We start from the raw sequence: 24,059 nt of genomic DNA on the forward strand, positions 1-24,059 counted from the left end.
TTATGCCGTTTTTATAAGGAAATTTGAATATATTTTAATCAAACATATGTTTGAATATACTTGGATCTGAAACTCCGAGTTATCCCATCTGAAGCGCGTAGATAAACTAAATAAATAGTCTTACTTCATACACCCGTTTAATTTACTTGAACCTGAATCCGTGACTCGCGGTATATTCCGGAGGTCTTGGGTGAGTGTATGCCAGCTCACCCCTCCAGAGCATAACAAAAGAAACTCACCTCATCCCCCGGCTGTACCTGAGTATTGGGCGGCATCACCACCAGCGAGTCGGCCCAGACGGCTGAGGTCAGCACACCGGAGTTCTGGTTCGGGTAGGTCTCCAGATGCCAGCGGCCATCACGCCAGGTGCGTTTGGCTCGCAGGTACTCCTGACGAATCTGTGTTTTTGCACTGAACTCAGCCACACCACTGAGCAGGCTCTGCTGCAAAGCACCACTTTCTCCCGCACGCTTACGCAGGACAGGCTGTACAAAGAGTTGCAGCCCGACAAAAGTGGATACGGGGTTGCCCGGCAGGCCGATAAACGGCGTACCCTGCACCTGACCGAAAGCCAGGGGTTTACCCGGCTTGATCGCCAGTCGCCAGAGGCTGATCTCGCCGAGGATCTCAATCGCAGGGCGTATATGATCCTCCTCACCTACCGAAACACCACCGGTAGAGATGATCAGATCTGCGGCGGATGCCTGCTTGAGTGCTTCCAGAGTTGCTTCAAGAGTGTCTTCTACCGAGCCCAGATCCATCACCTGAACGTCCCTTTGCTGCAAGAAGCCTTTGAGCAGAAAGCGGTTGGAATTATAGATCTGCCCGGGCTGCAGAGGTTGACCCGGTTGTACCAGTTCACTACCGGTACAGAGAATTGCGACTGTAAGCTGTCGATAAACCCTGACCTGTGCCACACCGACACTCGCCAGTAAACCTAGATGGCGATAATCGAGCCGCTGGCCCGCCTCCACAATCTGTTGACCAACGCGGACATCCTGCCCTCGTGGGCGAATATTCTCGCCCAGTTCCAGCCCGAGATCTTCTGGAAAGGCGATCTCTCCATCATCCGTCAGGACCACTTTCTCCTGCATCACCACGCAGTTTGCGCCGTGTGGCACTTCTGCGCCGGTAAAGATTCGGGCACAGGTTCCGGGAGTCAGAAACAGCGGAGACTGGCCTGCCGGAATACGTTGACTGATCGGCAGAGTTGCAGGCAAATCCTGCAGGTTCAATGCATAACCATCCATTGCGCTGTTATCTGCCGGCGGCACATCCACCTGCGCCACGGCCGGTTCAACCAGGACACGCCCCAGCGCATCTGCCAGTGCGATCACTTCACTTTCTGTCACTGGTGCTATCGCTTGCAGCATCGCACTCAGCGCTTCTTCAACCGGTATCAGATCGGGTTTCAACATCATCTCACTGTTCAACTATGCAGTTGTTTGCCGTGTAGCAGTATGCCGACAAAATTACAGGGCTTGTGTCGGCTATCCAGTTGTTCAGCCAGAATCTTGCTCCAGCCTGTTTTGCAGGCACCGGTTGATCCCGGCAGGCAGAAGATGGCAGTCCGATTGGCAAGTCCAGCCAGAGCTCGGGATTGCACAGTTGAAGAGCCGATCTCGGCATGTGATAGCTGACGGAACAGCTCTCCGAAGCCCTCAATCTCGGTATCAAACAGTGGCCGCATCGCTTCTGGCGTGGAGTCGCGCCCGGCATAGCCGGTTCCCCCGGTCGTCAGCACCACCTGCACGTCAGGATCAGCGATCCAGCCACTGACAACAGCCCGCATGCGATACACATCATCCGGTATCAATTCACGCGCCACCAGTGTATGGCCGGCCGCCTCCAACAATTGAACCAGAGTATCGCCCGAACGGTCCTGCTCCAGCGTGCGGGTATCCGACAGCGTCAATACGGCAATATTCAGCGGTATCTGCTCCTGACTCATGATGACTTTTCCGCCTTCTTACGTGCTTCTCTGGCGTTGAAAGCTGCCATCTGTTCCGGTGTCGTGGGCTGCTGATACAGCGTTTTCCACTCGCCGTAGGGCATGCCATAGATATATTCACGCGCCACTTCATAATCCAGCGTATGACCACGCTCTTCAGCCGCAGCAACCAACCACTTGGCCAGACAATTGCGGCAGAAATCGGCCAGCACCATCAGATCGATATTCTGCACATCCTTGTTGTCATCCAGATGCTGCAGTAAACGACGAAAGGCCGCCGCTTCGAGCTCTGTCCGGGTGTCAGTGTCAAACTCTTTCATCTTGTTGGCTCCAAAGGCATATCAGACAAAAAGCATAACCTGATATGCGGTTCGGGGCTACAGGGTTTCACACCCTTTAATAAGGCGATGCAGCATCCGTATTGAATTAACTTATACGAAAATATTTTGTTATAACATAACAAGCAAGGATGGTTCTCATTTATAATCCCCTCCCATCTGCAACTTCTTACCATCACCGCCTGGAAAACTTTCTACAAGGAATAGATCTATGAAAAAGATCCGCTCAAAACTGCTGCTGGCACTGACCTGCTCCAGTTGCCTGCTGTTTTCTGCAATGCTTCCGGCTCAGCCATCAAATGATACCCTGTCTATCAGTGGCCCCTTTGAGTTCACCAATCTTGATCCCTCTCAGAGCGGTTACATCTATACCCGCATGCAAATCGTTGAGACTCTGGTGGATGTTGAGGCGGACGGCACGCTGAAAGCAGGCTTGGCCACTGCCTGGGAGATCAGTGATGATCTGCTGGAGTGGCGCTTTCAACTGCGCGAGCAGGTGTTGTTTCATGATGGCCAACTGATGGATGCCGCCAGCGTTGCGAATAGCCTGACACGCGCGCTGGAAAAGCATGGCCCATTGAGCAATGCGCCGATCGAATCGATACAGACTGATGCTGATCAAGTGGTTATACGATTACAGCAGCCTTACAACCTGCTCCCGGCCGTACTGGCCAACTATGCTAATGTCATACTCTCCCCCGCAGCCTACCTCGCAGATGGCTCGGTGGAGCAGCTACTGGGAACCGGCCCCTATCAGTTGAGCTCATTTCAGCCACCACACAAGCTGGGTGTCAGCCGTTTTGATCAATATTGGGGTGGCAAAGCTGCCATCAGCCATGCCGAGTATCTGACCGGTCACAGAGGTGAGAGCCGTGTGCTCCAGGCCAGAAGCGGGCAAGCTGACATCGCCTTTACCCTTGATCCGGCCAGCCTCAATATGCTCAATCGGGAACAGCATGTGGCAGTCCACTCTGATCTGATACCACGCACGATTCTGCTCAAGATCAACAGCGGCCATCCGTTTCTGGAGCCGGTAGAGGCACGTCAGGCCCTGAGTCTGGCATTGGATAGAAGCGGTATCGCCCGCGCTGTTCTGAGGGTGCCAGGCTCAGAAGCCAACCAGTTGGTCCCCTCCTCTCTGGGTGACTGGTATCTGGACGACCTGCCTGCGACCACTCAGGATCAGCAACTGGCACTTGAACTGCTGGCCTCACTGGCGTGGACTCCCGGCCCGGATGGTGTCCTGACACGCAATGACGAACGCTTTGCACTGACCCTGATCACCTACGCGGACCGCCCGGAACTGACCGTGGTGGCAACTGCGATTCAGGCGCAGCTTGCCGAGATAGGTATTGAGGTCAATGTATCGATCACCAATTCCAGCGCCATTCCAGCCGGCCATCAGGATGGTTCACTGGAGATGGCCTTGATTGCCCGTAACTACGGCTTTATCGCGGATCCACTGGGTGTGATGATCGCTGATTTCGGCTCCGAGCAAGGCGGTGACTGGGGTGCCATGAACTGGGCCAACGCTTACGTGCCTACCGCCATTGAGCAGTTGAAAACAGAAACAAGTGCCGAGATCTACCGTCAGACAGCTCAGTCGATAGCCCGACAGATAGCCGAGGAACTGCCACTCATCCCCATCGCCTTCTATACCCAGCAGACAGCGGTGAATCAGCGTGTTCAGAACTTCCGTTTTGACCCCTTTGAGCGCAGCTACTTTCTGAGTGAAATGGAACTTTCATCAAAATGAAGCACACGTTGTTGAATAGCCTGATGCGCCGTTTGATTCAGGCCTTTATGGTCGCCTGGGGGGTCGGCACGCTGACCTTTATTCTGATGCGTTCTCTGCCGGGAGATATGGCCTACCGCATCGCCGCCGGTCGTTATGGTCAGGATAATGTCTCTGCCAGTGCTGCCGAACTGGTGCGTGCCGAACTGGGACTGGAAAAGCCTGCACTGCAGGCCTACCTGCATTGGCTGATGGATCTTCTGCAACTCAACCTGGGCAACTCGCTGATCACTGGCGCGCCGGTAATAACAGAGATCCAGCATCAACTGGGTCATTCACTTCTTCTAGCAGTCACGGCAATTGCGGTGGCGGCCCTGCTGGCATTGCCACTGGGTATCCTGACCGGGTTCAGGGCCGGAGGACGGCTGGATAAACTGGTGATGGTGATATCGTCTGCCTTTCGCGCACAACCGGTTTTTGTGGTTGGCCTGATCCTTATCCTGCTGTTCTCGGTCAACTGGCAATGGTTCCCGGTTGCCGGCTTCGGCAGCCTGTACCACCTGGTACTGCCATCGCTCGCACTGGCACTGTGTCTGGCTGCCGTCTCCAACCGTGTCGTGCGCAACAGTACTCAGCGTGTGGTCAACTCACCCTTTTACCTGTTTTCGCGCGTTAAGGGACTCCCTGCCATGGATACTTTCATGAGGCATGGCCTGCGCAACCTCTCCGTGCCAGTCATTGCTTACATGGGAATTCAGTTGGTTGGCCTGATAGAAGGTATCGTGATGATCGAGTCGTTATTCTCCTGGCCGGGAGTCGGGCACGGGCTGGCTCACGCCATCTTCTCACGGGATATCCCGATGATACAGGGCACTGCGCTGATGATGGGACTGATCTTCGTGATCCTGAACGCGCTGGTGGATGTCGCCTGTTACCTGGCTGATCCAAGAGGACGCCTGCAATGAAGAAAACCCTTATGCAAAGCAGCCACTCACAGCGTATTGGTGCGTTTGTTCTGTTGGCACTGCTGCTCTTTGCCGTGCTGGAAGCTCTGTTTCATCAGGGCAGCAGCGTAAAGCAGAATCTGTCTCTGTACCTCACCCCGCCCAACTGGGAGGCATGGTTCGGCACTGATCAATACGGACGCAGCATGCTGGCCAGAATGGGTTCAGCAATCCGCCTGTCGTTCACTCTCAGCTTTATCTGCGTGCTGACTTCGGCAACTCTCGGTACGTTACTGGGAGTCCTGGCGGCATGGCGTGGTGGCTGGGTCGATCGAAGCCTGGGCTTTCTGGTCAATACGCTGCTGGCACTGCCCGGACTGGTCCTGATTCTGCTGTTTGCGGCCATTGCCCCCGGCTCTTTCCTGATGCTTTATCTGGCGATCTCGCTGGTGCTCTGGGTCGAATATTATCGCGTGGTGCGCGCTGTCACCCTCACGGTTGTCACTGGCCCACAGCTGCAGTCATCCATGCTGTTGGGGTTTGGTCGCGTGTATCTGTTCAGACGCCATATCTGGCCGGCCGTCAAACCCTCGGTGCTGACACTTGCTGCATTCGGTGCGGCCAACTCGATACTGGCCTTGGCATCCATCGGTTTCGTATATGTCGGCCTCAAGCCACCTGTAGCAGAACTGGGGCTGATGGTCGTGGAGCTGTTGCCCTACTACAGCGAAGCCCCCTGGGTGATCGCACAACCACTGGCAGCCATCTTCCTGCTGGTGTTGGGATTTAATCTGCTGGCAGGAAAATCATCATGAATCAGGCTATCCAGATCAAAGACCTCTCTATTCAAAGTAAAGAACTCTCTATTCAAGTCAAAGACCTCTCTATTCAAGTCAAAGACCTCCGCATTCATGCCGGCGAGGTCGTTATTGTCGATAGCTTGTCCATGACACTCAAACCGAGAATGCCTCTGACCATTCTGGGTGAAACCGGGTCGGGCAAGAGCCTGCTCGCTCAGGCGATCATGGGTTTATTACCTGACGGACTGAGCGTGACAGGCAGTATCCGCCTCGGTGATCAGGAGCTGTTGCAGATGGATCGTAAAACGCTGCAGCGCCTGTGGGGGCGCAGCATCACCATGCTGCCGCAGGAGCCCTGGCACTCACTGGACCCGGTCATGAAGACCCGGCAGCAGGTGGCAGAGGTGCATGAGGTGGTACATGGCGTTGATACCGCCAGCGCTGGTGTCGCCGCCGACAAGCAGTTACAACAGATGGGATTATCAGCAGCCGGACAGAAGATTCCGACACAGCTGTCTGGTGGAATGGCACAGAGACTTGCCTTTGCTGCCGCCACTGCCGCTGGTGCCAGTATCGTGATTGCCGATGAGCCAACAAAAGGGCTCGATTACCGACGCCGGGACGATATCGTGCGCCTGTTACAGCAGCGACTGGAACAGGGCAGCGTGTTGACCATCACCCACGATGTTGAGGTGGCACGCCAGCTCGGGGGCGATATGATCGTGATGCGCAAGGGGCAAGTGGTGGAGCGAGGAAAAGCCCCGGATATTCTTGCCAACCCGCAGTCAGACTACGCCAAGCAGCTGATTGCCGCTGCACCGACACAGTGGAAACCACTGCCTGCCAGGCGCAAAGGCAGTGATTCGGACAGAATACTCAGTGCAGAAAAGATCAGCGTCAGTCGCGGCGGGGCCGAGCTGTTCAAGGATCTCTCTTTAACGCTCAACCGCGGTGAAATTCTCGGCATCACCGGAGACAGTGGCGCCGGCAAGAGTACACTGGGCGACCTGCTGCTGGGCCTGACCCGGCCGGATGCCGGTCAGATTCGCTACAGCCATAAGATTCCACGTCATCAGATGCTCAAGCTCTATCAGGATCCACCCGCAGCCTTTGCACCCAATGTAAAGCTCGGAACCCTGCTCAAGGAGCTGGTCCGGTTACATAAGCTGGATGAGTCGCGCATACCGCCTCTGCTGGAAAGGTTACAGTTGGATCCCGGTCTACTGCAACGCACCAGCGATAATGTGTCTGGCGGAGAGTTGCAGCGCATCGCCCTGCTCAGAGCCCTGCTGCCCAATCCGGTGATGCTGTTTGCCGACGAGCCGACATCACGACTGGATCCGATCACAACCCAATCGATCACCGAGCTGCTGGCCGAAGTCGCACGCGAATACCACTGCGCGCTGCTGCTGGTCAGCCATGATCCGGTACTGGTTGATAAGGTCTGTGATGGAGTGATAAGTCTGTAAAACAGGTAAAGTACGATGAACCAAAAAAAGCCCCATTGGCTGGGGCATCAAAAACATCTTTCCAGGGAAGGAAAGAATGAACGAAAAGTTAGATCAGCTGCTACCGGCCTGTCGGGTCGGTGCAGCACTCTGCTCGGATTGACTCAATACCTGTTCAGCCGGCACAGCCTGATCCTTGACCTGCTCATACCACAGGTCATGGTGCTGCTTGGCCCAGGCTTCATCCACATAACCGGTTTTCATCCCCTCAAGCGCCCCTTCAGTGCCGAGAGTACCGATATAGATATGCCCGAAAGCAGCAGCCATCAGCAGCAATGACGCACCGGCATGAATCAGCAAGCTGATCTGCATGGTTTCACGGCTCTGGCCGAAATTTGGAAAATCTACTACCAGTCCTGAACCTACTACGGTGAGTCCGACAAAAACGATCATCCAGAACCAGATTTTTTCTCCTCCATTCAGAAAACCGGCAGAAGGGTGCCCCTTACCCACCAATCCACCGCCTTTGAGAAACCATTTCAGGTCTGTCAGATTGAAGAGATTATGTCGGATCCATTTCACGATCATCGCCAACACACCGAGTGCAAACAAAGGCCCCAGATAGTTGTGGATGTTCTTGGCCGCCAGCATCAATCCACCCCAGACAGAGGCCGGCAGCAAAGGCATCAGGAACCACTTGGCATAGAGGATCGACAGACCGGTCAGCGCCAGAATGATGAACAGGCTGGCGGTATACCAGTGGATCGTTCTATCCCAACGACTCCAGCGCTCGACCACACGACCGGTTCTGGGATTGACCAGTTTGATCCGACCAACCAACAGATAGAAGAAGGTTATCGCTGCCAGACTCCCTCCCAGTGCGATAGCTCCTCCCGGAGATACCCAGGTGTTACGCAACTCACGCCAGCGCTCACCCTCAATCATGATCAGACTATCTGCTCCAGGACTTCGCGACTGCGTCGATCCTTTGTTTCCCGAGACGACATCTCTCCAATATTCGGATGTGACGCCGGGCATGGTCTGCATCGCCTCACGGCGTGCATCAGCTCCCTGTTGTGCAGCGACTGGCAGGCTGATCAAGCAGCCCACCAGCAGCAACCACACCAGCCAGGCACTGAGTTGATCAGGCAATGGCTTTCTCATCATCAGCTCTCGCTATGCTGCAGTTAAACACCACGGGTAGCATCATAGGCCAGATCCGCCTGCCTGGCAGCCGCCAGTTCAGTCTCCTGAGCCCCCTGCTCCAGTGAACCCCAGGCACTGTTGCGATGGCCACGATAAACCACACGCTCGCGGAAGATATCAGCCACATCGGCCGCATCACCCGCCAACAGTGCCTTGGTTGAGCACATCTCGGCACACAGTGGCAACTTACCTTCGCGCAGGCGGTTGGCACCATATTTCTGCTGCTCCACCTGAGGGTCGGCTTCTGGGCCGCCCGCGCAAAAAGTACACTTGTCCATCTTGCCACGCGCCCCGAAGGATCCCTGTTTCGGGAACTGCGGTGCCCCGAACGGACAGGCATAGAGGCAATAACCGCAACCGATGCAGGCATCCTTGTTGTGCAGGATCAGGCCATCTTCGGTCGGATAGAAGCAGTCAGTCGGGCAGACGGACATGCACGGCGCATCCGAGCAGTGCATGCAGGCTACGGAGATCGAAACCTCCTTGCCGATCTCGCCATCATCCAGCGTCACCACACGGCGACGTTGAATCCCCCACTCGGTTTCGTTGGCGTTTTTGCACGCCGTGACACAGCCTTCACACTCGATGCAGCGCTCTGAGTCACACAAAAATTTCATTCGAGCCATGGAACTTCTCCTCAGCAACGCCCGCCGCCAGGACGGGCGTATCGCATTTATGTCCTATCACGCCTTCTCGATGCGGCAGACCGTACATTTGGTTTCCTGCATGATGGTCACCGGGTCATAACCATAGGTTGTGACCGTATTGACCGATTCACCCAGCACGTAGGGATCGCTGCCCGCGGGATAGCGACTGCGCAGATCTTCACCCTGGAACTCGCCACCGAAGTGGAAAGGCATGAAGGCAACGTTGCGATCGACACGATTAGTGACCATCGCCTTGACTCTGACCTTGCCACCTTCCGGCCCATAGACCCAGACTGTGTCACCATCTGCAATGCGCAGTGTGTTGGCATTGAAGGGGTTGATCTCGACAAACATCTCCTGCTGCAGCTCCGCCAGCCAAGGGTTGGAGCGTGTTTCATCACCACCCCCTTCGTACTCAACCAGTCGACCGGAGGTCAGAATGATCGGGTATTCGGCACTGGTGTCACGCGCCTGAATCGATTTGTACAGAGTCGGCATACGATAGAGCGATTCGAAATCGTCCCATGTCGGATATTTTTCAACCAGATCACGCCGTGTGGTGTAGAGCGGCTCACGGTGTTTGGGTATCGCATCCGGGAAGGTCCAGACCACGGTTCTGGCCTTACCATTACCGAAAGGCGCACAGCCATGAGCAATGGCCACTCGCTGAATACCGCCAGACAGGTCAGTCTTCCAGTTACGCCCTTCGGCAGCGGTCTGCTCCTCGGGTGTCAGGTCATCCCACCAACCCAGTTGTTTCAGCAGATCTGCGGTGAATTCCGGATGGCCGTCACCTATCTCGTTGCCAACCGGCGCGGAGCCTTCCGCCAGCAGTGTCACGCCATCACGCTCGACACCAAAGTTGGCACGAAAGCCCAGACCGCCATCCTTGACCGCCAGACTGGTGTTATAGAGAACATGCGTGCCGGGATGCTTCATCTCAGCTGTCCCCCAGCAGGGCCAGGGCAGTCCATAGAAGTCACCATGGGCGTCAGTTCCCACTGCTCTCAGGCTGACAAAATCAAACGCATGCCAGTTTTCCTGATGATATTTGAGACGCTCAGGGCTTTGACCCGTGTAGCCGATGGTCCACATACCACTGTTGTATTCGCGCACAATATCTTCGATCAGAGGTTCATCACCATTGATCTGAATGTTCTTGAACAGTTCATCAGCATAGCCGAGCTTCTTCGCCAGCAGATACATGATGGTGTGATCCGGCTTGGACTCGAAGTGCGGTTCGATCACCTTGCTGCGCCACTGAATGGAGCGGTTGGATGCGGTCACAGAACCGTAGGTTTCAAACTGAGTGCAGGCCGGCAGCAGATAGACGCCATCGGTTCTGTCATTCATGACGGCGGCAACGGTCGGATAGGGATCGACAATCACCATCATGTCGAGCTTTTTCATCGCCTCGCGCATTTCAGGTCCGCGAGTTTGCGAGTTGACGGCATGCCCCCAGTAGAACATGGCACGGAGATTGTCGTTCTGCGCCATTTTCTCCTTATCTTCCAGCACACCATCAACCCAACGGGAAACAGTGATGCCGTTGGTGTGCATCGGTTTGCCACCACGGTACTCATTCTGGTCGAAACGGTTCTGTATCCATTCGAAATCCAGACCCCAGACACCCGCCCAATGGCGCCATGAGCCTTCAGCCAGACCGTAGTAGCCTGGCAGTGAATCCGACAGCACACCGAAATCGGTGGCGCCCTGAACGTTGTCGTGGCCACGGAAGATGTTGGCACCGCCGCCCTCTTTACCGATATTACCCAGCGCCAGCTCCAGAATGCAGTAAGCACGGGTGTTGTTGTTGCCGGTGGTGTGCTGAGTACCGCCCATGCACCAGACGATACAGCCGGGACGATGATCCGACAGCAGTTTGGCCACCTTGTACATCTGTTCCCCACTGACGCCCGTGATATCTTGTACTACCTCAGGTGGGAACTGACGCACCTCTTCACGGATCTCATCCATGCCATAGACGCGCTGGTTGATGTACTCCTGATCTTCCCAGCGGTTTTCAAAGATATGCCACAGCAGACCCCAGATGAACGCCACATCAGAACCGGGACGGATGCGCACATATTCATTCGCTTTAGCTGCGGTACGGGTGTAGCGAGGGTCCGCCACAATCACCTTGCAACGGTTACGCTCTTTGGCGATCAGAACATGCTGCATCGACACCGGATGCGCTTCGGCAGCGTTGGAGCCGATGAACAGCATGGAGCGGCTGTTCTGCATATCGTTGTAACTGTTGGTCATGGCGCCGTAGCCCCAGGTGTTGGCAACACCGGCTACCGTGGTGGAGTGGCAGATACGCGCCTGGTGCTCAACGTTATTGGTACCCCAGAGTGAGCCCATTTTACGGAACAGATAGGCCTGCTCATTGTTGAACTTGGCTGAGCCGAGCCAGAAGATCGAATCCGGGCCAGACTCATCACGAATCGACTGCATCTTGTCGCCGATCTCATCGATCGCCTGCTCCCAGGAGAGACGTTTCCACTCTCCGCCTTCAAGCTTCATCGGGTATTTCAGACGTCGGGTACTATGACCGTGGTAGCGAACCGCAGCCCCTTTGGCACAGTGCGCACCACGGTTGATCGGATGGTCAAACGCCGCTTCCTGTTCGGTCCAGACACCCTGTTGCACATGGGCATAAATACCGCAGCCAACAGAGCAGTGTGTACAGATAGTGCGCTTGATCTCGGTTGCCAGATCGACTGTCTGTGTCTGAGCTTCCGCCTTGCGAATCATATTCGGGCCCAGCATACCGGTCGCAGCGATACCGCCTGCCGCCAGCGTCGTCCCTTTCAGAAAGCCGCGGCGACTGATGCCGAAACGGTTCTGACCCGGAGCCAGTGTCTGTTCACTGGATTTTTTATTTAAACGCATCGTGATTCCCTCTCAATCCAGTGTTAGCGACAACTGGCGTAATAGGCCCGGATATGATCCGTTTCATGGTAGCCTTCAGCCGTATCCGGCATGCCTTTGGGTTCCAGTGGTTCCGTTGCTGCCAGAGTCTGGCCGGAGACGGCAGCAACACCCGCTGCTGCCGACACCGCCACTGCACCTTTCAGGAACTGGCGTCGTCCCACTTGAGTTGTATCGTCGGACTCATTCTTGTTGTTTTGCATCACTTCGCTCCTTTATCCACTCAAACGGACGCTTTGAACGGCATCCGGCTGTTTCTGCAGGTAGATCGTTTCTGTTTTGAAAAAAGCCTGACCCAACAGGGCCACCGCGTTGTAAAACACCGCACTGGGCGCTTTGACCAGGTCGGTAAAAAAAGTCTGTCCCCAACTGGCAAGATGGCGTTGATAAAACACCGCCTGACGCTCATGACTGGCCCCCTGTTGAATCAGCAGGCTCATCACTTCACACAGCGCGGCGATATGATCCTCGGGCTCGCAGTAGGGCTCTGCTCTGGCAAAGCCCAGCAGATCCAGGTCTTTGCGCAGCTCAATCAAAGGGGCCTCCATTAAAGATCCGGTCAGATACCAGGAGGCAAAAGGGGTCAACTCACCCTGCGTGATCCCAATGAACAGCTTCAGACACTCACTTTCCAAAGCGTTCGCATCGCTGTGCTGTGCTGCCAGTTTCAGCAGTTGCCAAGCCTGTGCCATCTCACCCGGCGAGTCTGCGTCCAGCTCCAGCTCACCGAGAAAGCTCAACAGCTCAGAATTAGGTGCCTGACGCAACAGGGATGCCAGCAGTGCATAGATATCGGCTCTGAGGCTATCCTCTTCGCTGATCTCCGGGGTGGCGTGTAAAACACTGTTCATGCCATGACTCCTGCAGGTTAAAGGCGCAACTGCGCTTCGGGATCCATCACCAGCTCGCGATAACTGTCCTTGACCCGACAGTCTTCACACATCTGTAAGCGCTTGACCGCATCACCCTGAAAATAGGGGTGTGCTTCAAGTTTTTTCATGATGTGTGTGATGGTGCTGCTGGTCGCAAACGCCTTGCCGCAACTGACACAATGAAAAGGATCTTCCTGTTTCAGCACACTGACTTCACAACGATCACCAGTAGCTGGCAGAAAACGCGGCTCCAGCGTGATCACCTGCTCAGGACAGCTGCGCTCACACAGGCCACACTGCACACAATCACCCTCCATGAACGCCAGCTGTGGCTGCTCTGCAGTGCCACCGCGAAGTGCCTGTGTCGGGCAGACCGCCACGCAACTCATGCAGAGGGTGCAGGCACTCTCATTGATAAGCACCTGACCATAAGGGCTGCCAACCGGGAGACTGACCGGATCATCACTGCCCTGCCCCTGCTGATACAGACGATCCAGCGCTTCATTCAGCGTCTGTCGCTTTCCGGAATAGGCAAAGGTCTCACTGGCTGGCAGATTCTGCCAATGGGAGAGCTGATCAATCAGTTCAGGTAATTGAGCGGTAAGCGTATCGGCCTCAACCAGACTGATACGTGCAGCAGGATGACCCAGTGCCCGGAGCAACTGGCCGACCAGAGCAGTCTCTTTTTGCAGCAGTGTGCGCAGAGATGGCGGTGTATCGCTATCGACCTGAATCGCCACCAGTGTGGCACCTTGTGCCAGCAGTGACAGCCACAACTCAGCCCCGATACCGGCGGCTTCCTCAAGTGCGATCGGTAAAATCTGGCCCGGCAAGGTGTTCATGTCCGGTGCCGCTATCTCACTGTGGATCAGCAGCACCGCACCCTCCCCCCCTGCGGCATGATAGTTATCCAGCAGACGGCGCAGATGCTCAAGGTGCGTCGCAGGTGCCGGTGTCATGAAGCTCAGTGCGCCTGTCGGGCAAGCCGTGGCGCAGCTACCGGCGCCATGGCACAGATGGGTATTGATCTCGATCTGATAGTCGTGGTCAAAGGTTTCATTATGATGGCTGATCGCATCCGCCGGGCAGACATCAAGGCAGCGGGTGCACCCGATCTTGCCGCGAGTGGAGTGCGCACAGATATCATGATTGACCTGGATATACTGAGGCTTCTCAAACTCCCCGACCATCCCGCTCAGCTCATCCAGCGCCTCATGCAGGTGCGTGGAATCCGGTGCGATATGATAATAGCCCGGTGGTGTCAGCTCCTGCTCAATCACACCTTGCGGCGTCAGATCCAGCACCAGATCAAAGCCCTGCTGCCGGATCAGCGGCTCAGCTGGGTTAAATTCCTGCCCATCCGGCGCTTTGAGCAACAGCGTGAACTCACCCAACCAGCCATCGAGGCTGATCAGTGGCAGATAAAGACAAGGAGCATCGGGAGCACTGGCCATGGCGCGCTCCAGATGCTCATCCTCCTGTGAGCTGATATCGCCGAGCGCCAGCAGCGTGATGCTGCTTAAGCCCTTCACCTGAGCTGCAGCCAGCCGCGACTGGTCCTCCGGGCCGATAATCAGCAGATGACCTTTGCTGCGGTATTGAATGGCGTCGTTTTGCTGCAGCAAAACGGGTGGCATCGACTGCAACGCGATCTGGCGTGCCTGACGATTGATATCATCAGTGGCAGTCATTGCCCGATGGGTAATCAGCGTCGGAACCGGCATCAGCCCAGCATCAGACGCCTGCAAATCTTCCTGGCAGTGATTTGATTTCATTCACACTCTCATTGACACGCTATGGCTGAACTTTTTTATTTATGGATCTGGCAGTGTTCAGCGCTTTGTTGTTATTGATTGCAATTCTGAAGCCAAGAGTAACAACCCAGATAAGGCGTCATGACTCCCGAGGATCCATTCAAAATGGATGGAATTCCGATTGATGCGTCATTTTGTCTGATCATCCTCCTCTTCATTGGGATACTCTGGCTCAGGTTGTTGATCGTTTTGTTGCTCACGTTGTTGCGCTAGCGAATCAGCCTTCTCTTCCGCAGCATTCTCCTCAGCCAGCAAGGCCTCTCTGACCTGCTGACCGACCCAGCCCTTCAAAGTGGCAGCCACCTTTCTATCCAGCAGCGGCATATTGGAGTAATCATCGGCATACTCATCGAGAGGATCACGGAAGTTGAACTCAGGCTGATGAAACAGTTTTTTCAGCGCTTGGCTACGCAACTCGGGGCTGACTGCCGATGAGAAAAACATCGACACATCACTGCGCCCATTGATTGATTCGAGATCAGGCATATCTTCATCGGTCAGCGGAGCAGGCTCAGTGATAGATTGATCTTCAACACTGCCACCATCCTTTTCAGTGCTCGAAGAAAGATCTATTTCTGATGGTTCTTGCTCTACTGATTGAGAGTGATCAATCGATTGTGAAGGGGTTGTCGATTGTGAAGGGGTTATCGATTGCGCCTGGTCAGATATCGCCGCCTCCGGGACAGAGTGATCTGTTCCTGCTTCACCTTTTTCATCCAGTACTCGTTTCAGGCGAGACCAGCGGGAAAGAAAAGCCTCACTCATTCCCATTCACTCCCTGCTCTGCAGCTTTCTTCTGCTGGCGCATGCGACGTTTATGGCTTGAGGGATCCGGCAAGTCGCCGTGTCCCGCAATAAAACGCTCCGCCCAGAGCATGATCGCTTCGGGCATAGGGATACTCAGCACTGGCTGGCTGCCATCCATATAGTCAGCAGCCACATCCTGGCAGATGGTCAGCTTGCGTGGCACCCAACCTGTCTCCAGTGCTTCACAGACAACGAACAAACGGGGTGAGCCGGAATCCAGATTGAATCGATAGGCTACGCGCTCGTCACGATAGAGCTGCAACCAGAGGCGATGAAAAGATTCATTTGCGTCAGGATCCATGGCCACTTCGGCAACGCGCCAGTTTTCGGACTCCCAACCTCGAGATATGGTGATCTGTCGTTCCAGTCTCACCCAAAGTGGCCAGCTGTTCAGTGATGGTTTTTCGTCAGACATCAATCGCTCTCCCTTTTACCTACTTAATATGGCACGCAATTTATATGCCGCCTCTTTTTGGTAGATCTATTCGGCCTGAAAAGCCCAAGGGATATGCCATCACAGCCACAGCTCAATTTTTTCAGCGGGGCTGCTGAAACGCAAAACAGCGCCATTTGGATACAACGCACCTGCACAGATGAGACATTTTGACCCAATCTGATATCGCCCCATCAGGCAACAAATCTAGCTCCCGCTGCTCCAAACACCAGGTTTGATCCTGCATGCAGCGTGTCGAAGGAGGATATGCCTGTGCTATTCCCAACTGGTATGCTTGTTGCTGCACAAAAAAGAAACTGAAAAAAGGATTCTGTATGGCTTACCGCCCACAGCTGTCAGAAGCCCGCGCTCCGCTGACACTGATAACACAGGTCATGGATGAGCAGGGTAACTGGCGTGAGCAGGCACTGGCCTGCGAACGACCGCTGACGATCTATCTGGATAAGCGCGAAATCGTGACACTGATGACACTGGGCGAAGATCCCGAAGCTCTCGTGCTCGGCTACCTGCGTAATCAGAATCTGGTTGAATCACTGGAGGATGTCATTGCAATTCAGGTGGACTGGGAGGTGGAATCAGCTGCCGTGGTCACCCGTCGCACACCGGATAATCTGGATGAGATGCTGTCAAAGCGTACCGTCACCACCGGTTGTGGCCAGGGTACGGTATTCGGCGATCAGATGGCAAAACTTGAACACCTGGAGCTGTCGCAATGGTCGCTGAAGCAGTCTCAGATTTACCATCTGCTCGACAGCCTGAGCAACCATAATGAAACCTATCGTAATGCCGGTGCGGTTCATGGCTGCGCTATCTGTACCCGTGATGGTGAGGTGATCGCCTTCTGTGAAGATATCGGCCGCCACAATGCTGTCGACACCCTGGCCGGCCGGCTCTGGCTGGAGCATGTCACGGCAGAGGATAAGATCTTCTACACAACGGGTCGATTAACGTCGGAAATGGTGATCAAGTCGGCTCAGATGGGCATGAGTGTACTGCTGTCTCGATCCGGCGCCACACAGATGGGGCTTGAGATTGCTGACAGGCTGAATATTCTGATGCTCGCCCGCGCCAAGGGAAAACACTTTCTGGCCTTCAGCGGCCACCAGCGTCTGGAGCTGGACGCAAAACCTGAGGAACGAGGCCGCTCTGAGAAACGAGGCCGGGCAGATGACTGAGCACTCGCCGCCATCATCCCCTTCCTCTCCTCCCTCCCCCTACATGACGGTCAAGGATGTCGCCAGCTACCTTCATCTGAATGAGAAGAAGGTGTATCAGCTGGCCAGTAACGGACATCTGCCTGCCACCAAGGTCACAGGCAAGTGGCTATTTCCGCGCAAGCTGATCGATCAGTGGTTGCTGGAGTCCAGCCATCATGGTGTGCTGACCGATCGTTTGCTGCTGTCAGGCAGCGATGACCCCCTGTTGCAGGCCGCACTGCTGAGAGTAATGAAAGCACAGCAACATCGTGCACTGTACAGCTACATGCCGACCGGCACGCAGGCTGGTCTGTCATTACTGTCGCAGGGTCTGGTGGACTGCTGCGCCATACACTGGGGGCGCTCAGACGAAAGCCAGTTACGTCACCCTGCTCTGATCAGACAATATGCCGGATCGCGCCATTGGGTACTGGTGCATCTGTTCAAGCGCCAGCAGGGTTTGATCGCAAACCGGCAAATCAGTGATTCTCTGGATCTGACAGCCCGACAGCTGGAACGCTATCGCTGGGTAATCCGCCAGGAAGGCGCTGGTTCGCAGCGCTTTTTAAAGGAGTGGTTGAGCGAGCAGAAGGTTGCCTTTGAACATCTGAACCTTGCCTGCCACGCCCTGACCGAGCGGGAAACCGCTTCTGCCATTGCACGTGGACAGGCAGAAATAGGCCCCGGCACGCAGGCGGCGGCAGAAGAGTTCGGTTTAAGCTTCATTCCTGTCTATCAGGAATCGTTTGAACTGGTGGTGCCAAGAGCCGTCTATTTTCGGACACTGATTCAACAGCTGTTCGAATGGCTGCAAACCAATGAAGGACATCGCATGTCACAGCAGTTTTCCGGCTACGACCTGAGTCAATGCGGCAAGCTGGTCTGGAATGGCGAGGAACGCAGCTGATTCACCCACCTGTAATAATGATGGTTTACATTGAATTGCCAGATATAGAGCTGATGAAAAATATTTTGTGCAGTGCAACAAAATTGTGTTGACTATTAATTCACCATCTCTATAATAGACTTCATTGTGCAGTGCAACATAAGTACTGCATACCATCAAAAATCAGGAGAGACACCATGACCACAGCAAACATAGATTTCCAGAAGCCTGTTGAAGCAGTAAAAACTCTTCTGGCTACTCAGGCAGAAGCGATCAGCAAAACAGTTGAACTGCAGAAAAAAGCTGGCGAAGAGCTGGTTTCTTTCTTCAAGTCTGAAGCTGAAAAAGCTAAAGAACTGAAAACTCCTCAGGACGTAATGAAGTTCAATGTTGAATCCAACACTGCACTTTTCAACCTGATGAAAGGCCAGGGTGAAGCTTTCACTTCACTCGCAACTGATTCCAGCAAGACCTTTATGGCTGAAATGCAGAAATTTGGTAAGTAATCAGCTCGCTGATGAACACCCAGAACCCTGGTTACTTCGGTAACCGGGGTTTTTCATTTCTGCTTCTGTCGCCTGTATTCGTCCAGCGATACCACAGAAGCACTTTGCTGCGTACTATCCTTTTTATCAGCCTTTTCCTCATCCTTGCTCTCTATCTCACCACCTGTCACAACAGCCCCGCGGATACCCGCCTCCAGCTCCTTGATTCCAGGCCCTGACTGTAGCCGTTGTAACAAGCCAGCCATATTCCAGAAGCGCTCATGCATCATATTGGAAAAACGGATACACAAGCCCATCGGGTGCTGACACCGCTTGCGCTCAGCTTCAATTCTGAATGCCAGTTGCTCCAGTGAGCGACGCTGTTCAGGTGGTTTATCACGCAACAGCTCATCTGTCAGCCGTAGCCTTAAAGCCTCCAGCTTGTCTGGGTCCTGACGGTTCATTTTTATCAACTCGTCAAAACAGGGTAAATCTGATCGACTCATACTACCCTCCCGTTTTCCGGGTTATTAAGGGCCTGCTGTCCAGCAATAATTTCGGCCCTTAGAGATCACTCACTCCTCAACTAACCTGTCGCTTGCTCCAGAACTGATCAGACAGCAATCTGAGACTGTGTGACAGTTCAGAAACACTATGAGCTGCCTGCTCTACCAGATGCCCGGCCTGTACATTATTATCCGTACCGCTTCTGATCGATGAGATACTACGGTTCACCTCATCGCAAACTGCACTTTGCTCTTCAACTGCGCTGGCGATTTGCGTACTCATATCTGTAATAGTAGCAATTCCTGATGCAATATCCTCAAGAACCTGTGCTGCTTTTTCAGAACGGACAACACCCTTATCAACTTCAATAAGGCTATTCTCCATTGCCGCCACAGCACCTTTGACACCTTTCTGAAGAATATCAATCATTTGATTAATATCTTCTGTGGCTTTGTGACTTCGGCCTGCCAGCGATCTCACCTCATCAGCCACAACAGAAAATCCTCGCCCATGCTCAGAGGCGCGAGCGGCTTCAATGGCAGCATTGAGTGCAAGCAAATTGGTCTGCTCGGCAATACTGCGTATCACATCAAGGATCTTCGAAATCTCATAGCTACTGGTATGTACACTCTGCACAACACTCGCGGTCTGTTTAATGTCAGCCGCCAACACACGCATGGCACTGCTGGCATCGGACACAACACCATGCCCCTGACTGGCATGAGTACGCGCCTGATGGGCAGCCTGAGCTGTATTCTGAGAGTTAGCGGCGACTTCACGAATACTGGCAGACATCTGTTCGATTGCTGTCGATACCTGTTCAGTTTCCTCTTGCTGCTGACGACTACCGGCACTACTCTGAGCAACGGCAGCTGCAAGCTGACTGGCCTGCTCTGAAAGCTTGCGCGCAGAGTCGCCAATTCGCCCCAGTATGCCACCGGCTTCTGCTTCCTGAATCTTAAGTATGTACTCCAGAGCACCCACCTCATCCGTTCGGCCTGTATAGATCACCTGAGCCAACGGACTGTCAGCAATGACTTTAGCCCGCTTAATGGTTCTATTGAGAGGGCTCAGAAAAGCCAACAGCAACAGACCGCTGATCAGTAGCATAGATACTGCCATCATCAAGGCAGAGGTCCACTGCACATTACCCAGCAACGCCAGTACAAAGGAAGCCAGTGCACCGATGCCCACGGCCCCCAGAAGCTTGTTCGTCAGACTGATTCTGATGCCCCTGAGCTCTCTGGGCTTCTTACCTGCATTCAGCTGTGCATAGACTTTCTCTGCCCGCTCTATCTGCACACGCTGTGGTTTAGTGCGAACAGACTGATACTCGGTCACTTCACCGTTATGGACTATTGGCGTGACAAAGGCACTGACCCAGTAGTGATCACCATTTTTGCAGCGATTCTTGACCATCCCCATCCAGGAACGTCCTGACTTGACCGATCCCCACAGGTCGGCGAAGGCTTCAGGGGGCATATCAGGGTGCCTGACAATATTATGATTCTTGCCTATCAGCTCTTCGTTGGTGAAACCCGAGATCCTGATAAAGTCATCATTCACATAGCTGATGGCGCCTTTCAGACTGGTGGTCGACAGGATATTAGCACTGTGCGGATAATCGATTTCACGGCCGGAGATGGGGTAGTTTTTCTTCATGGTTGCTCTAATCTGATAATCAATAGTTGATGTTTAACTCCTCCCTCTTGGCGTTGCGACTCAAACAAACCGTTTGAGCCTTGGATTATTATTCTCAGCAGATGTTGGGCAGGTCCGGTTATCCGAACACTGAACCTTGATACGCACAGCCGTGCTGATTGGGTCACTTGAATCACTTATAGTCAGTACCTTTCCGGCAGATCCGGGTAACCAAACAGATAGCCTTGAAAACAGCGGCAACCGCATCTGATCAGGAACTCTTTCTGCTCACTGCTCTCGACACCTTCTGCGATCACATTCAAGCTCATGCTTTCACCGAGAGCGATAATCGTGCGGGCGATAGTGGCATCATGCTCATCCAGCAGCACATCCCGCACAAAAGACTGGTCAATTTTCAACTGATCCAGAGGCAGGCGTTTGAGGTGATTTAACGATGAGTAGCCTGTGCCGAAGTCATCCAGAGAGAACCGGATCCCCAGGTCCCTGAGCTGTTTCATCTTGATGATACTCTCGTCCACATTGGCCAGCAGCAGGCTCTCAGTCAGCTCCATTTTCAGCAGGTGCGGATCTGCACCTGTTCTATCGATAATATCTTTAACCTCAGCCACAAAATCTGAATGGTAGATCTGCTTTGCGCTGACATTGACGGCAATACTGTGCTCACGCCGTTGCTCATCCTGCGACCAGGCTACCAACTGCCTGCAGGCAGACTCGATCACCCACAAACCCAGTGGAATGATCAAACCCGTTTCCTCCGCCAAGGGAATAAACTCTGATGGCGACACGAAACCTCGCAGCGGATGCTGCCAGCGAAGCAGTGCTTCAAATGCTTTTATCTGCTCTTTAACATTAACCTGCGGCTGATAGTAGACAACAAACTGCTCCTGCTGGATGCCCTGGCGTATATCCATCTCCAGAGTCGAACGCTTCAGTGCTGCCGACTGCATCTCCGGATCAAAGAAGCAGTAACCGTTACGCCCTGTACTCTTGGCTTTATACATTGCCAGATCGGCCTGAATCAGCAGGTCATCAATACTCTCCCGGTGCCCGACGAAAAGTGTCGCACCGATGCTGGGCGTGGTGTGAAAATGCTCTTCATTCAGGAGGAATGGCTCTTTGAATTTATCAATAATGGAGTTAACGACCAGCTTTGTCCTTTCTGCTGCACTGATTGGGTCACTGGATAGTTCCACCAGCATGATGACAAACTCATCCCCCCCCAACCGTGCAACGGTATCACTCTGCCTGATACAGCCTGAAAGGCTGTCAGCTACCTGCTTCAAGAGTTGATCGCCACAGGAGTGGCCGAGTGTATCGTTGAGTGTCTTGAAGTGATCCAGATCGATAAACAGCAAGGCACCATAAAGCGCATTGCGTGCACCCACAGACATCGCCTGCCTCAGTCGATCCATCAGCAACCTGCGATTGGGCAGACCTGTCAGTGGGTCATAGAGTGCAAGCTGACGAATTGCCTCTTCTGATGCCTTCTGCTCAGACAGATCGTTCATTGTGGCAATATAGTGACTGATCGACCCCGCCTCATCACGTATTGCGGTAACCGTCAGCCATTTTGGAAACATCTCACCATTCTTGCGACGACTCCAGACTTCACCCTCCCATATATGATTCTGATACAGACAGTCCCACATGTCTGTCCAGAATTCCGCAGGATGGTGATCAGAACGCAGCAGACTGGCTGGGTTGCCGATAGCCTCTCGCTCGGTGTAACCGGTGATACGGGTAAAGGCGTGATTGACCTTGAGAATGCGAGTACGAGCATCGGTGACCACCATCCCGATAGGTGCCTCGAATGCATAGGATGCAATGCGCAGGTCCGTCTCGATCTGTTTGCGTGCGCTGATATCTCTGAGGATGCCACAGTAGTGAATCTGATCACCCACTGTGAATTCGAACACAGCCAGATCCATTGGAAATACTGTTCCATCAGCCCGCTGCCCCCTGACCTCGCGCTGCCCCTTGCCTATGATGCTGGCCTGACCAGTATGCTGGTACTGACGAATGTACTCATCATGATGGGAACGAAAGGGTTGAGGCATCAGCAGGCTGACATTAGCGCCGAGCAGTTGCACTGAGGTGTAGCCGAAAATCTGCTCCACTGCCCGATTGACTGAATGAATGATACCCTGCCCATCAATGGTGATGACGCCATCCAGAAAGTGACTCAGAATCTCCTGATTGAACATCTCATTCAGATCGGATGCTGTGTCAGGTATTACACTGCTTGTCAGTTGCTCTCGCATGGTGTTCAGCATCCTTTCCCGTTGCCCGTTTGTTCAGTAGCCCAATAACCACAACAACATAACATGTATTAACATGAAAATTTTCTAATTTAAATGGATGCGCAATGGATACTTGATCTGGATCAGGGGAAGGAAAAAAGACAGCAAAATGCCCACATCAGAGGTGACATGGGCAAGGTGAGTAGTGGTATCAAATTCTGTTCAGAGCTGATTCAGCGGAATTTTCAGATAGGCGGTACCATTGTCTTCAGCCGGTGGAAACTGCCCGGCACGGATATTGATCTGCACAGACGGCAGTATCAGCACCGGCATTTCCAGCGTGGCATCGCGCGCTTCTCGCAAGGCCACAAATTCGTCCTCGGTCACACCATCATGTACATGAATGTTATACGCTCGCTGTTCAGCGATAGTGCTCAAATGGCTCACCGGGCGCTCATCAGGTGGATAGTCATGACACATATAGAGCGCGGTATGGTCCGGCAGAGTGAGCAGCTTTTTGATCGACCGATAGAGTGTCCGTGCATCACCTCCCGGAAAATCACAACGCGCAGTCCCGACATCCGGCAGGAACAGGGTATCGCCGACAAACAGATGCTCTCCTATCTGATAGGCCATATCCGCCGGCGTGTGGCCGGGCACATTAATGGCAGTCGCCTCCAGATCTCCGAAACGGAAGGTTTCCCCATCCTTGAACAGGTGATCGAACTGTGAGCCATCCAGAGCAAACTCAGGTTCCAGGTTAAACAGCTTCTTGAATGCTCCCTGCACCTGGGTGATGCGCTCACCTATCGCGATCTTGCCCCCGACTTGCTTGCGCAGATATGGCGCTGCAGACAGATGATCAGCATGAGCATGAGTCTCCAGTATCCATTCAACGTTCAGTTCATGTTCCTTGATAAAGCTGACAACCTTATCAGCCGAGTGTGTCGTGGTGCGCCCCGACTTGGGATCGTAGTCGAGCACTGAGTCTATGATGGCTGCGATGGACCCCTGCCCCTGATGGACCACATAGGTAAAGGTCGAGGTGGCTTGATCGAAAAAAGGCTGGATCTCGATTTGCATGATGAACAATCTCCCGAAATAACACTTGCACACACTATATTTTTATATAT

General features: G+C 53.8%; 22 protein-coding genes. 7 read left to right on the top strand and 15 right to left on the bottom strand.

Annotated elements, in window-relative coordinates:
- Positions 1 to 206: 206 nt before the first annotated feature.
- Genes glp through ACK3CJ_RS14165 form a run of 3 tightly spaced genes read right to left on the bottom strand, consistent with a single transcriptional unit; the run spans position 207 to position 2,271 of the window.
- Positions 207 to 1,421 (bottom strand): gephyrin-like molybdotransferase Glp, encoded by a 1,215-nt coding sequence (gene glp, locus ACK3CJ_RS14155; protein WP_409522863.1) that lies wholly within the window; start codon positions 1,419 to 1,421, stop codon positions 207 to 209.
- Between the two features lie 8 nt (positions 1,422 to 1,429).
- Positions 1,430 to 1,951: a molybdenum cofactor biosynthesis protein B gene (gene moaB / locus ACK3CJ_RS14160; RefSeq protein WP_409522864.1), complete on the bottom strand. Its 522-nt coding sequence runs from the start codon at positions 1,949 to 1,951 to the stop codon at positions 1,430 to 1,432.
- On the bottom strand, positions 1,948 to 2,271 hold the full coding sequence (locus ACK3CJ_RS14165; protein ID WP_409522865.1) for a DUF1244 domain-containing protein: 324 nt from the start codon (positions 2,269 to 2,271) through the stop codon (positions 1,948 to 1,950). Before ACK3CJ_RS14165 ends, moaB begins: the two co-directional genes overlap by 4 nt.
- 229 nt (positions 2,272 to 2,500) lie before the next feature.
- Here ACK3CJ_RS14165 and ACK3CJ_RS14170 point away from each other — a divergent pair, with 229 nt between their 5' ends.
- Genes ACK3CJ_RS14170 through ACK3CJ_RS14185 form a run of 4 tightly spaced genes read left to right on the top strand, consistent with a single transcriptional unit; the run spans position 2,501 to position 7,237 of the window.
- Positions 2,501 to 4,045, top strand: a complete 1,545-nt coding sequence (locus ACK3CJ_RS14170; RefSeq protein ID WP_409522866.1) for an ABC transporter substrate-binding protein — start codon at positions 2,501 to 2,503, stop codon at positions 4,043 to 4,045.
- Positions 4,042 to 4,989, top strand: a complete 948-nt coding sequence (locus tag ACK3CJ_RS14175; protein WP_409522867.1) for an ABC transporter permease — start codon at positions 4,042 to 4,044, stop codon at positions 4,987 to 4,989. Before ACK3CJ_RS14170 ends, ACK3CJ_RS14175 begins: the two co-directional genes overlap by 4 nt.
- Complete coding sequence (locus ACK3CJ_RS14180) at positions 4,986 to 5,783, top strand: ABC transporter permease (RefSeq protein WP_409522868.1); 798 nt, start codon at positions 4,986 to 4,988, stop codon at positions 5,781 to 5,783. Before ACK3CJ_RS14175 ends, ACK3CJ_RS14180 begins: the two co-directional genes overlap by 4 nt.
- Positions 5,780 to 7,237: an ABC transporter ATP-binding protein gene (locus ACK3CJ_RS14185; RefSeq protein WP_409522869.1), complete on the top strand. Its 1,458-nt coding sequence runs from the start codon at positions 5,780 to 5,782 to the stop codon at positions 7,235 to 7,237. The genes ACK3CJ_RS14180 and ACK3CJ_RS14185 overlap by 4 nt, the downstream gene beginning before the upstream one ends.
- Before the next feature lie 93 nt (positions 7,238 to 7,330).
- On the opposite strand, the gene ACK3CJ_RS14190 is transcribed toward ACK3CJ_RS14185, so the two are convergent.
- The 8 genes from ACK3CJ_RS14190 to ACK3CJ_RS14225 form a co-directional block, all read right to left on the bottom strand.
- Positions 7,331 to 8,380 (bottom strand): formate dehydrogenase subunit gamma, encoded by a 1,050-nt coding sequence (locus ACK3CJ_RS14190; RefSeq protein WP_409522870.1) that lies wholly within the window; start codon positions 8,378 to 8,380, stop codon positions 7,331 to 7,333.
- A 23-nt stretch (positions 8,381 to 8,403) separates the two neighbouring features.
- Positions 8,404 to 9,048, bottom strand: a complete 645-nt coding sequence (gene fdh3B / locus ACK3CJ_RS14195) for a formate dehydrogenase FDH3 subunit beta (RefSeq protein WP_409522871.1) — start codon at positions 9,046 to 9,048, stop codon at positions 8,404 to 8,406.
- A 57-nt stretch (positions 9,049 to 9,105) separates the two neighbouring features.
- Entirely contained in the window at positions 9,106 to 11,964 is a 2,859-nt protein-coding gene (locus ACK3CJ_RS14200) for a molybdopterin-dependent oxidoreductase (RefSeq protein ID WP_409522872.1), read from the bottom strand.
- A 23-nt stretch (positions 11,965 to 11,987) separates the two neighbouring features.
- Positions 11,988 to 12,206 (bottom strand): twin-arginine translocation signal domain-containing protein, encoded by a 219-nt coding sequence (locus tag ACK3CJ_RS14205; RefSeq protein WP_409522873.1) that lies wholly within the window; start codon positions 12,204 to 12,206, stop codon positions 11,988 to 11,990.
- 12 nt (positions 12,207 to 12,218) lie between these two features.
- Positions 12,219 to 12,854 carry a TorD/DmsD family molecular chaperone gene (locus ACK3CJ_RS14210; RefSeq protein ID WP_409522874.1) on the bottom strand — a complete coding sequence of 212 codons (636 nt, stop codon included), beginning with the start codon at positions 12,852 to 12,854 and terminating at the stop codon, positions 12,219 to 12,221.
- A gap of 17 nt (positions 12,855 to 12,871) precedes the next feature.
- Positions 12,872 to 14,650, bottom strand: coding sequence for a 4Fe-4S binding protein (locus tag ACK3CJ_RS14215; protein WP_409522875.1), 1,779 nt, complete (start codon positions 14,648 to 14,650; stop codon positions 12,872 to 12,874).
- Positions 14,651 to 14,818: 168 nt separating this feature from the next.
- Positions 14,819 to 15,454, bottom strand: a complete 636-nt coding sequence (locus ACK3CJ_RS14220) for a DUF3306 domain-containing protein (RefSeq protein WP_409522876.1) — start codon at positions 15,452 to 15,454, stop codon at positions 14,819 to 14,821.
- Positions 15,447 to 15,911, bottom strand: coding sequence for a DUF3305 domain-containing protein (locus ACK3CJ_RS14225; RefSeq protein WP_409522877.1), 465 nt, complete (start codon positions 15,909 to 15,911; stop codon positions 15,447 to 15,449). The genes ACK3CJ_RS14220 and ACK3CJ_RS14225 overlap by 8 nt, the downstream gene beginning before the upstream one ends.
- 353 nt (positions 15,912 to 16,264) lie before the next feature.
- Here ACK3CJ_RS14225 and ACK3CJ_RS14230 point away from each other — a divergent pair, with 353 nt between their 5' ends.
- The 3 genes from ACK3CJ_RS14230 (at position 16,265) to ACK3CJ_RS14240 (ending at position 18,538) form a co-directional block, all read left to right on the top strand.
- The gene (locus ACK3CJ_RS14230; RefSeq protein ID WP_409522878.1) at positions 16,265 to 17,125 is read left to right on the top strand and encodes a formate dehydrogenase accessory sulfurtransferase FdhD; all 861 of its coding nucleotides are present in this window, start codon (positions 16,265 to 16,267) and stop codon (positions 17,123 to 17,125) included.
- Positions 17,118 to 18,053 carry a substrate-binding domain-containing protein gene (locus ACK3CJ_RS14235; protein ID WP_409522879.1) on the top strand — a complete coding sequence of 312 codons (936 nt, stop codon included), beginning with the start codon at positions 17,118 to 17,120 and terminating at the stop codon, positions 18,051 to 18,053. Before ACK3CJ_RS14230 ends, ACK3CJ_RS14235 begins: the two co-directional genes overlap by 8 nt.
- Positions 18,054 to 18,229: 176 nt before the next feature.
- The gene (locus tag ACK3CJ_RS14240) at positions 18,230 to 18,538 is read left to right on the top strand and encodes a hypothetical protein (protein ID WP_409522880.1); all 309 of its coding nucleotides are present in this window, start codon (positions 18,230 to 18,232) and stop codon (positions 18,536 to 18,538) included.
- Positions 18,539 to 18,591: 53 nt separating this feature from the next.
- Here ACK3CJ_RS14240 and ACK3CJ_RS14245 read toward each other — a convergent pair whose 3' ends face one another.
- The 4 genes from ACK3CJ_RS14245 to ACK3CJ_RS14260 all read right to left on the bottom strand — a co-directional run bounded on the left by ACK3CJ_RS14245 (position 18,592) and on the right by ACK3CJ_RS14260 (position 24,009).
- Entirely contained in the window at positions 18,592 to 19,023 is a 432-nt protein-coding gene (locus ACK3CJ_RS14245; protein ID WP_409522881.1) for a DUF3135 domain-containing protein, read from the bottom strand.
- A gap of 76 nt (positions 19,024 to 19,099) precedes the next feature.
- A complete protein-coding gene (locus ACK3CJ_RS14250; RefSeq protein WP_409522882.1) occupies positions 19,100 to 20,686 on the bottom strand; it encodes a methyl-accepting chemotaxis protein in 1,587 nt (528 codons plus the stop codon).
- Positions 20,687 to 20,868: 182 nt separating this feature from the next.
- On the bottom strand, positions 20,869 to 22,947 hold the full coding sequence (locus tag ACK3CJ_RS14255) for a putative bifunctional diguanylate cyclase/phosphodiesterase (protein ID WP_409522883.1): 2,079 nt from the start codon (positions 22,945 to 22,947) through the stop codon (positions 20,869 to 20,871).
- A gap of 201 nt (positions 22,948 to 23,148) precedes the next feature.
- Positions 23,149 to 24,009: an MBL fold metallo-hydrolase gene (locus ACK3CJ_RS14260; protein ID WP_409522884.1), complete on the bottom strand. Its 861-nt coding sequence runs from the start codon at positions 24,007 to 24,009 to the stop codon at positions 23,149 to 23,151.
- Between the last annotated feature and the right edge of the window lie 50 nt (positions 24,010 to 24,059).

It is taken from the genome of Nitrincola salilacus, from assembly GCF_046271865.1.
GTDB lineage: Bacteria > Pseudomonadota > Gammaproteobacteria > Pseudomonadales > Balneatricaceae > Nitrincola > Nitrincola salilacus.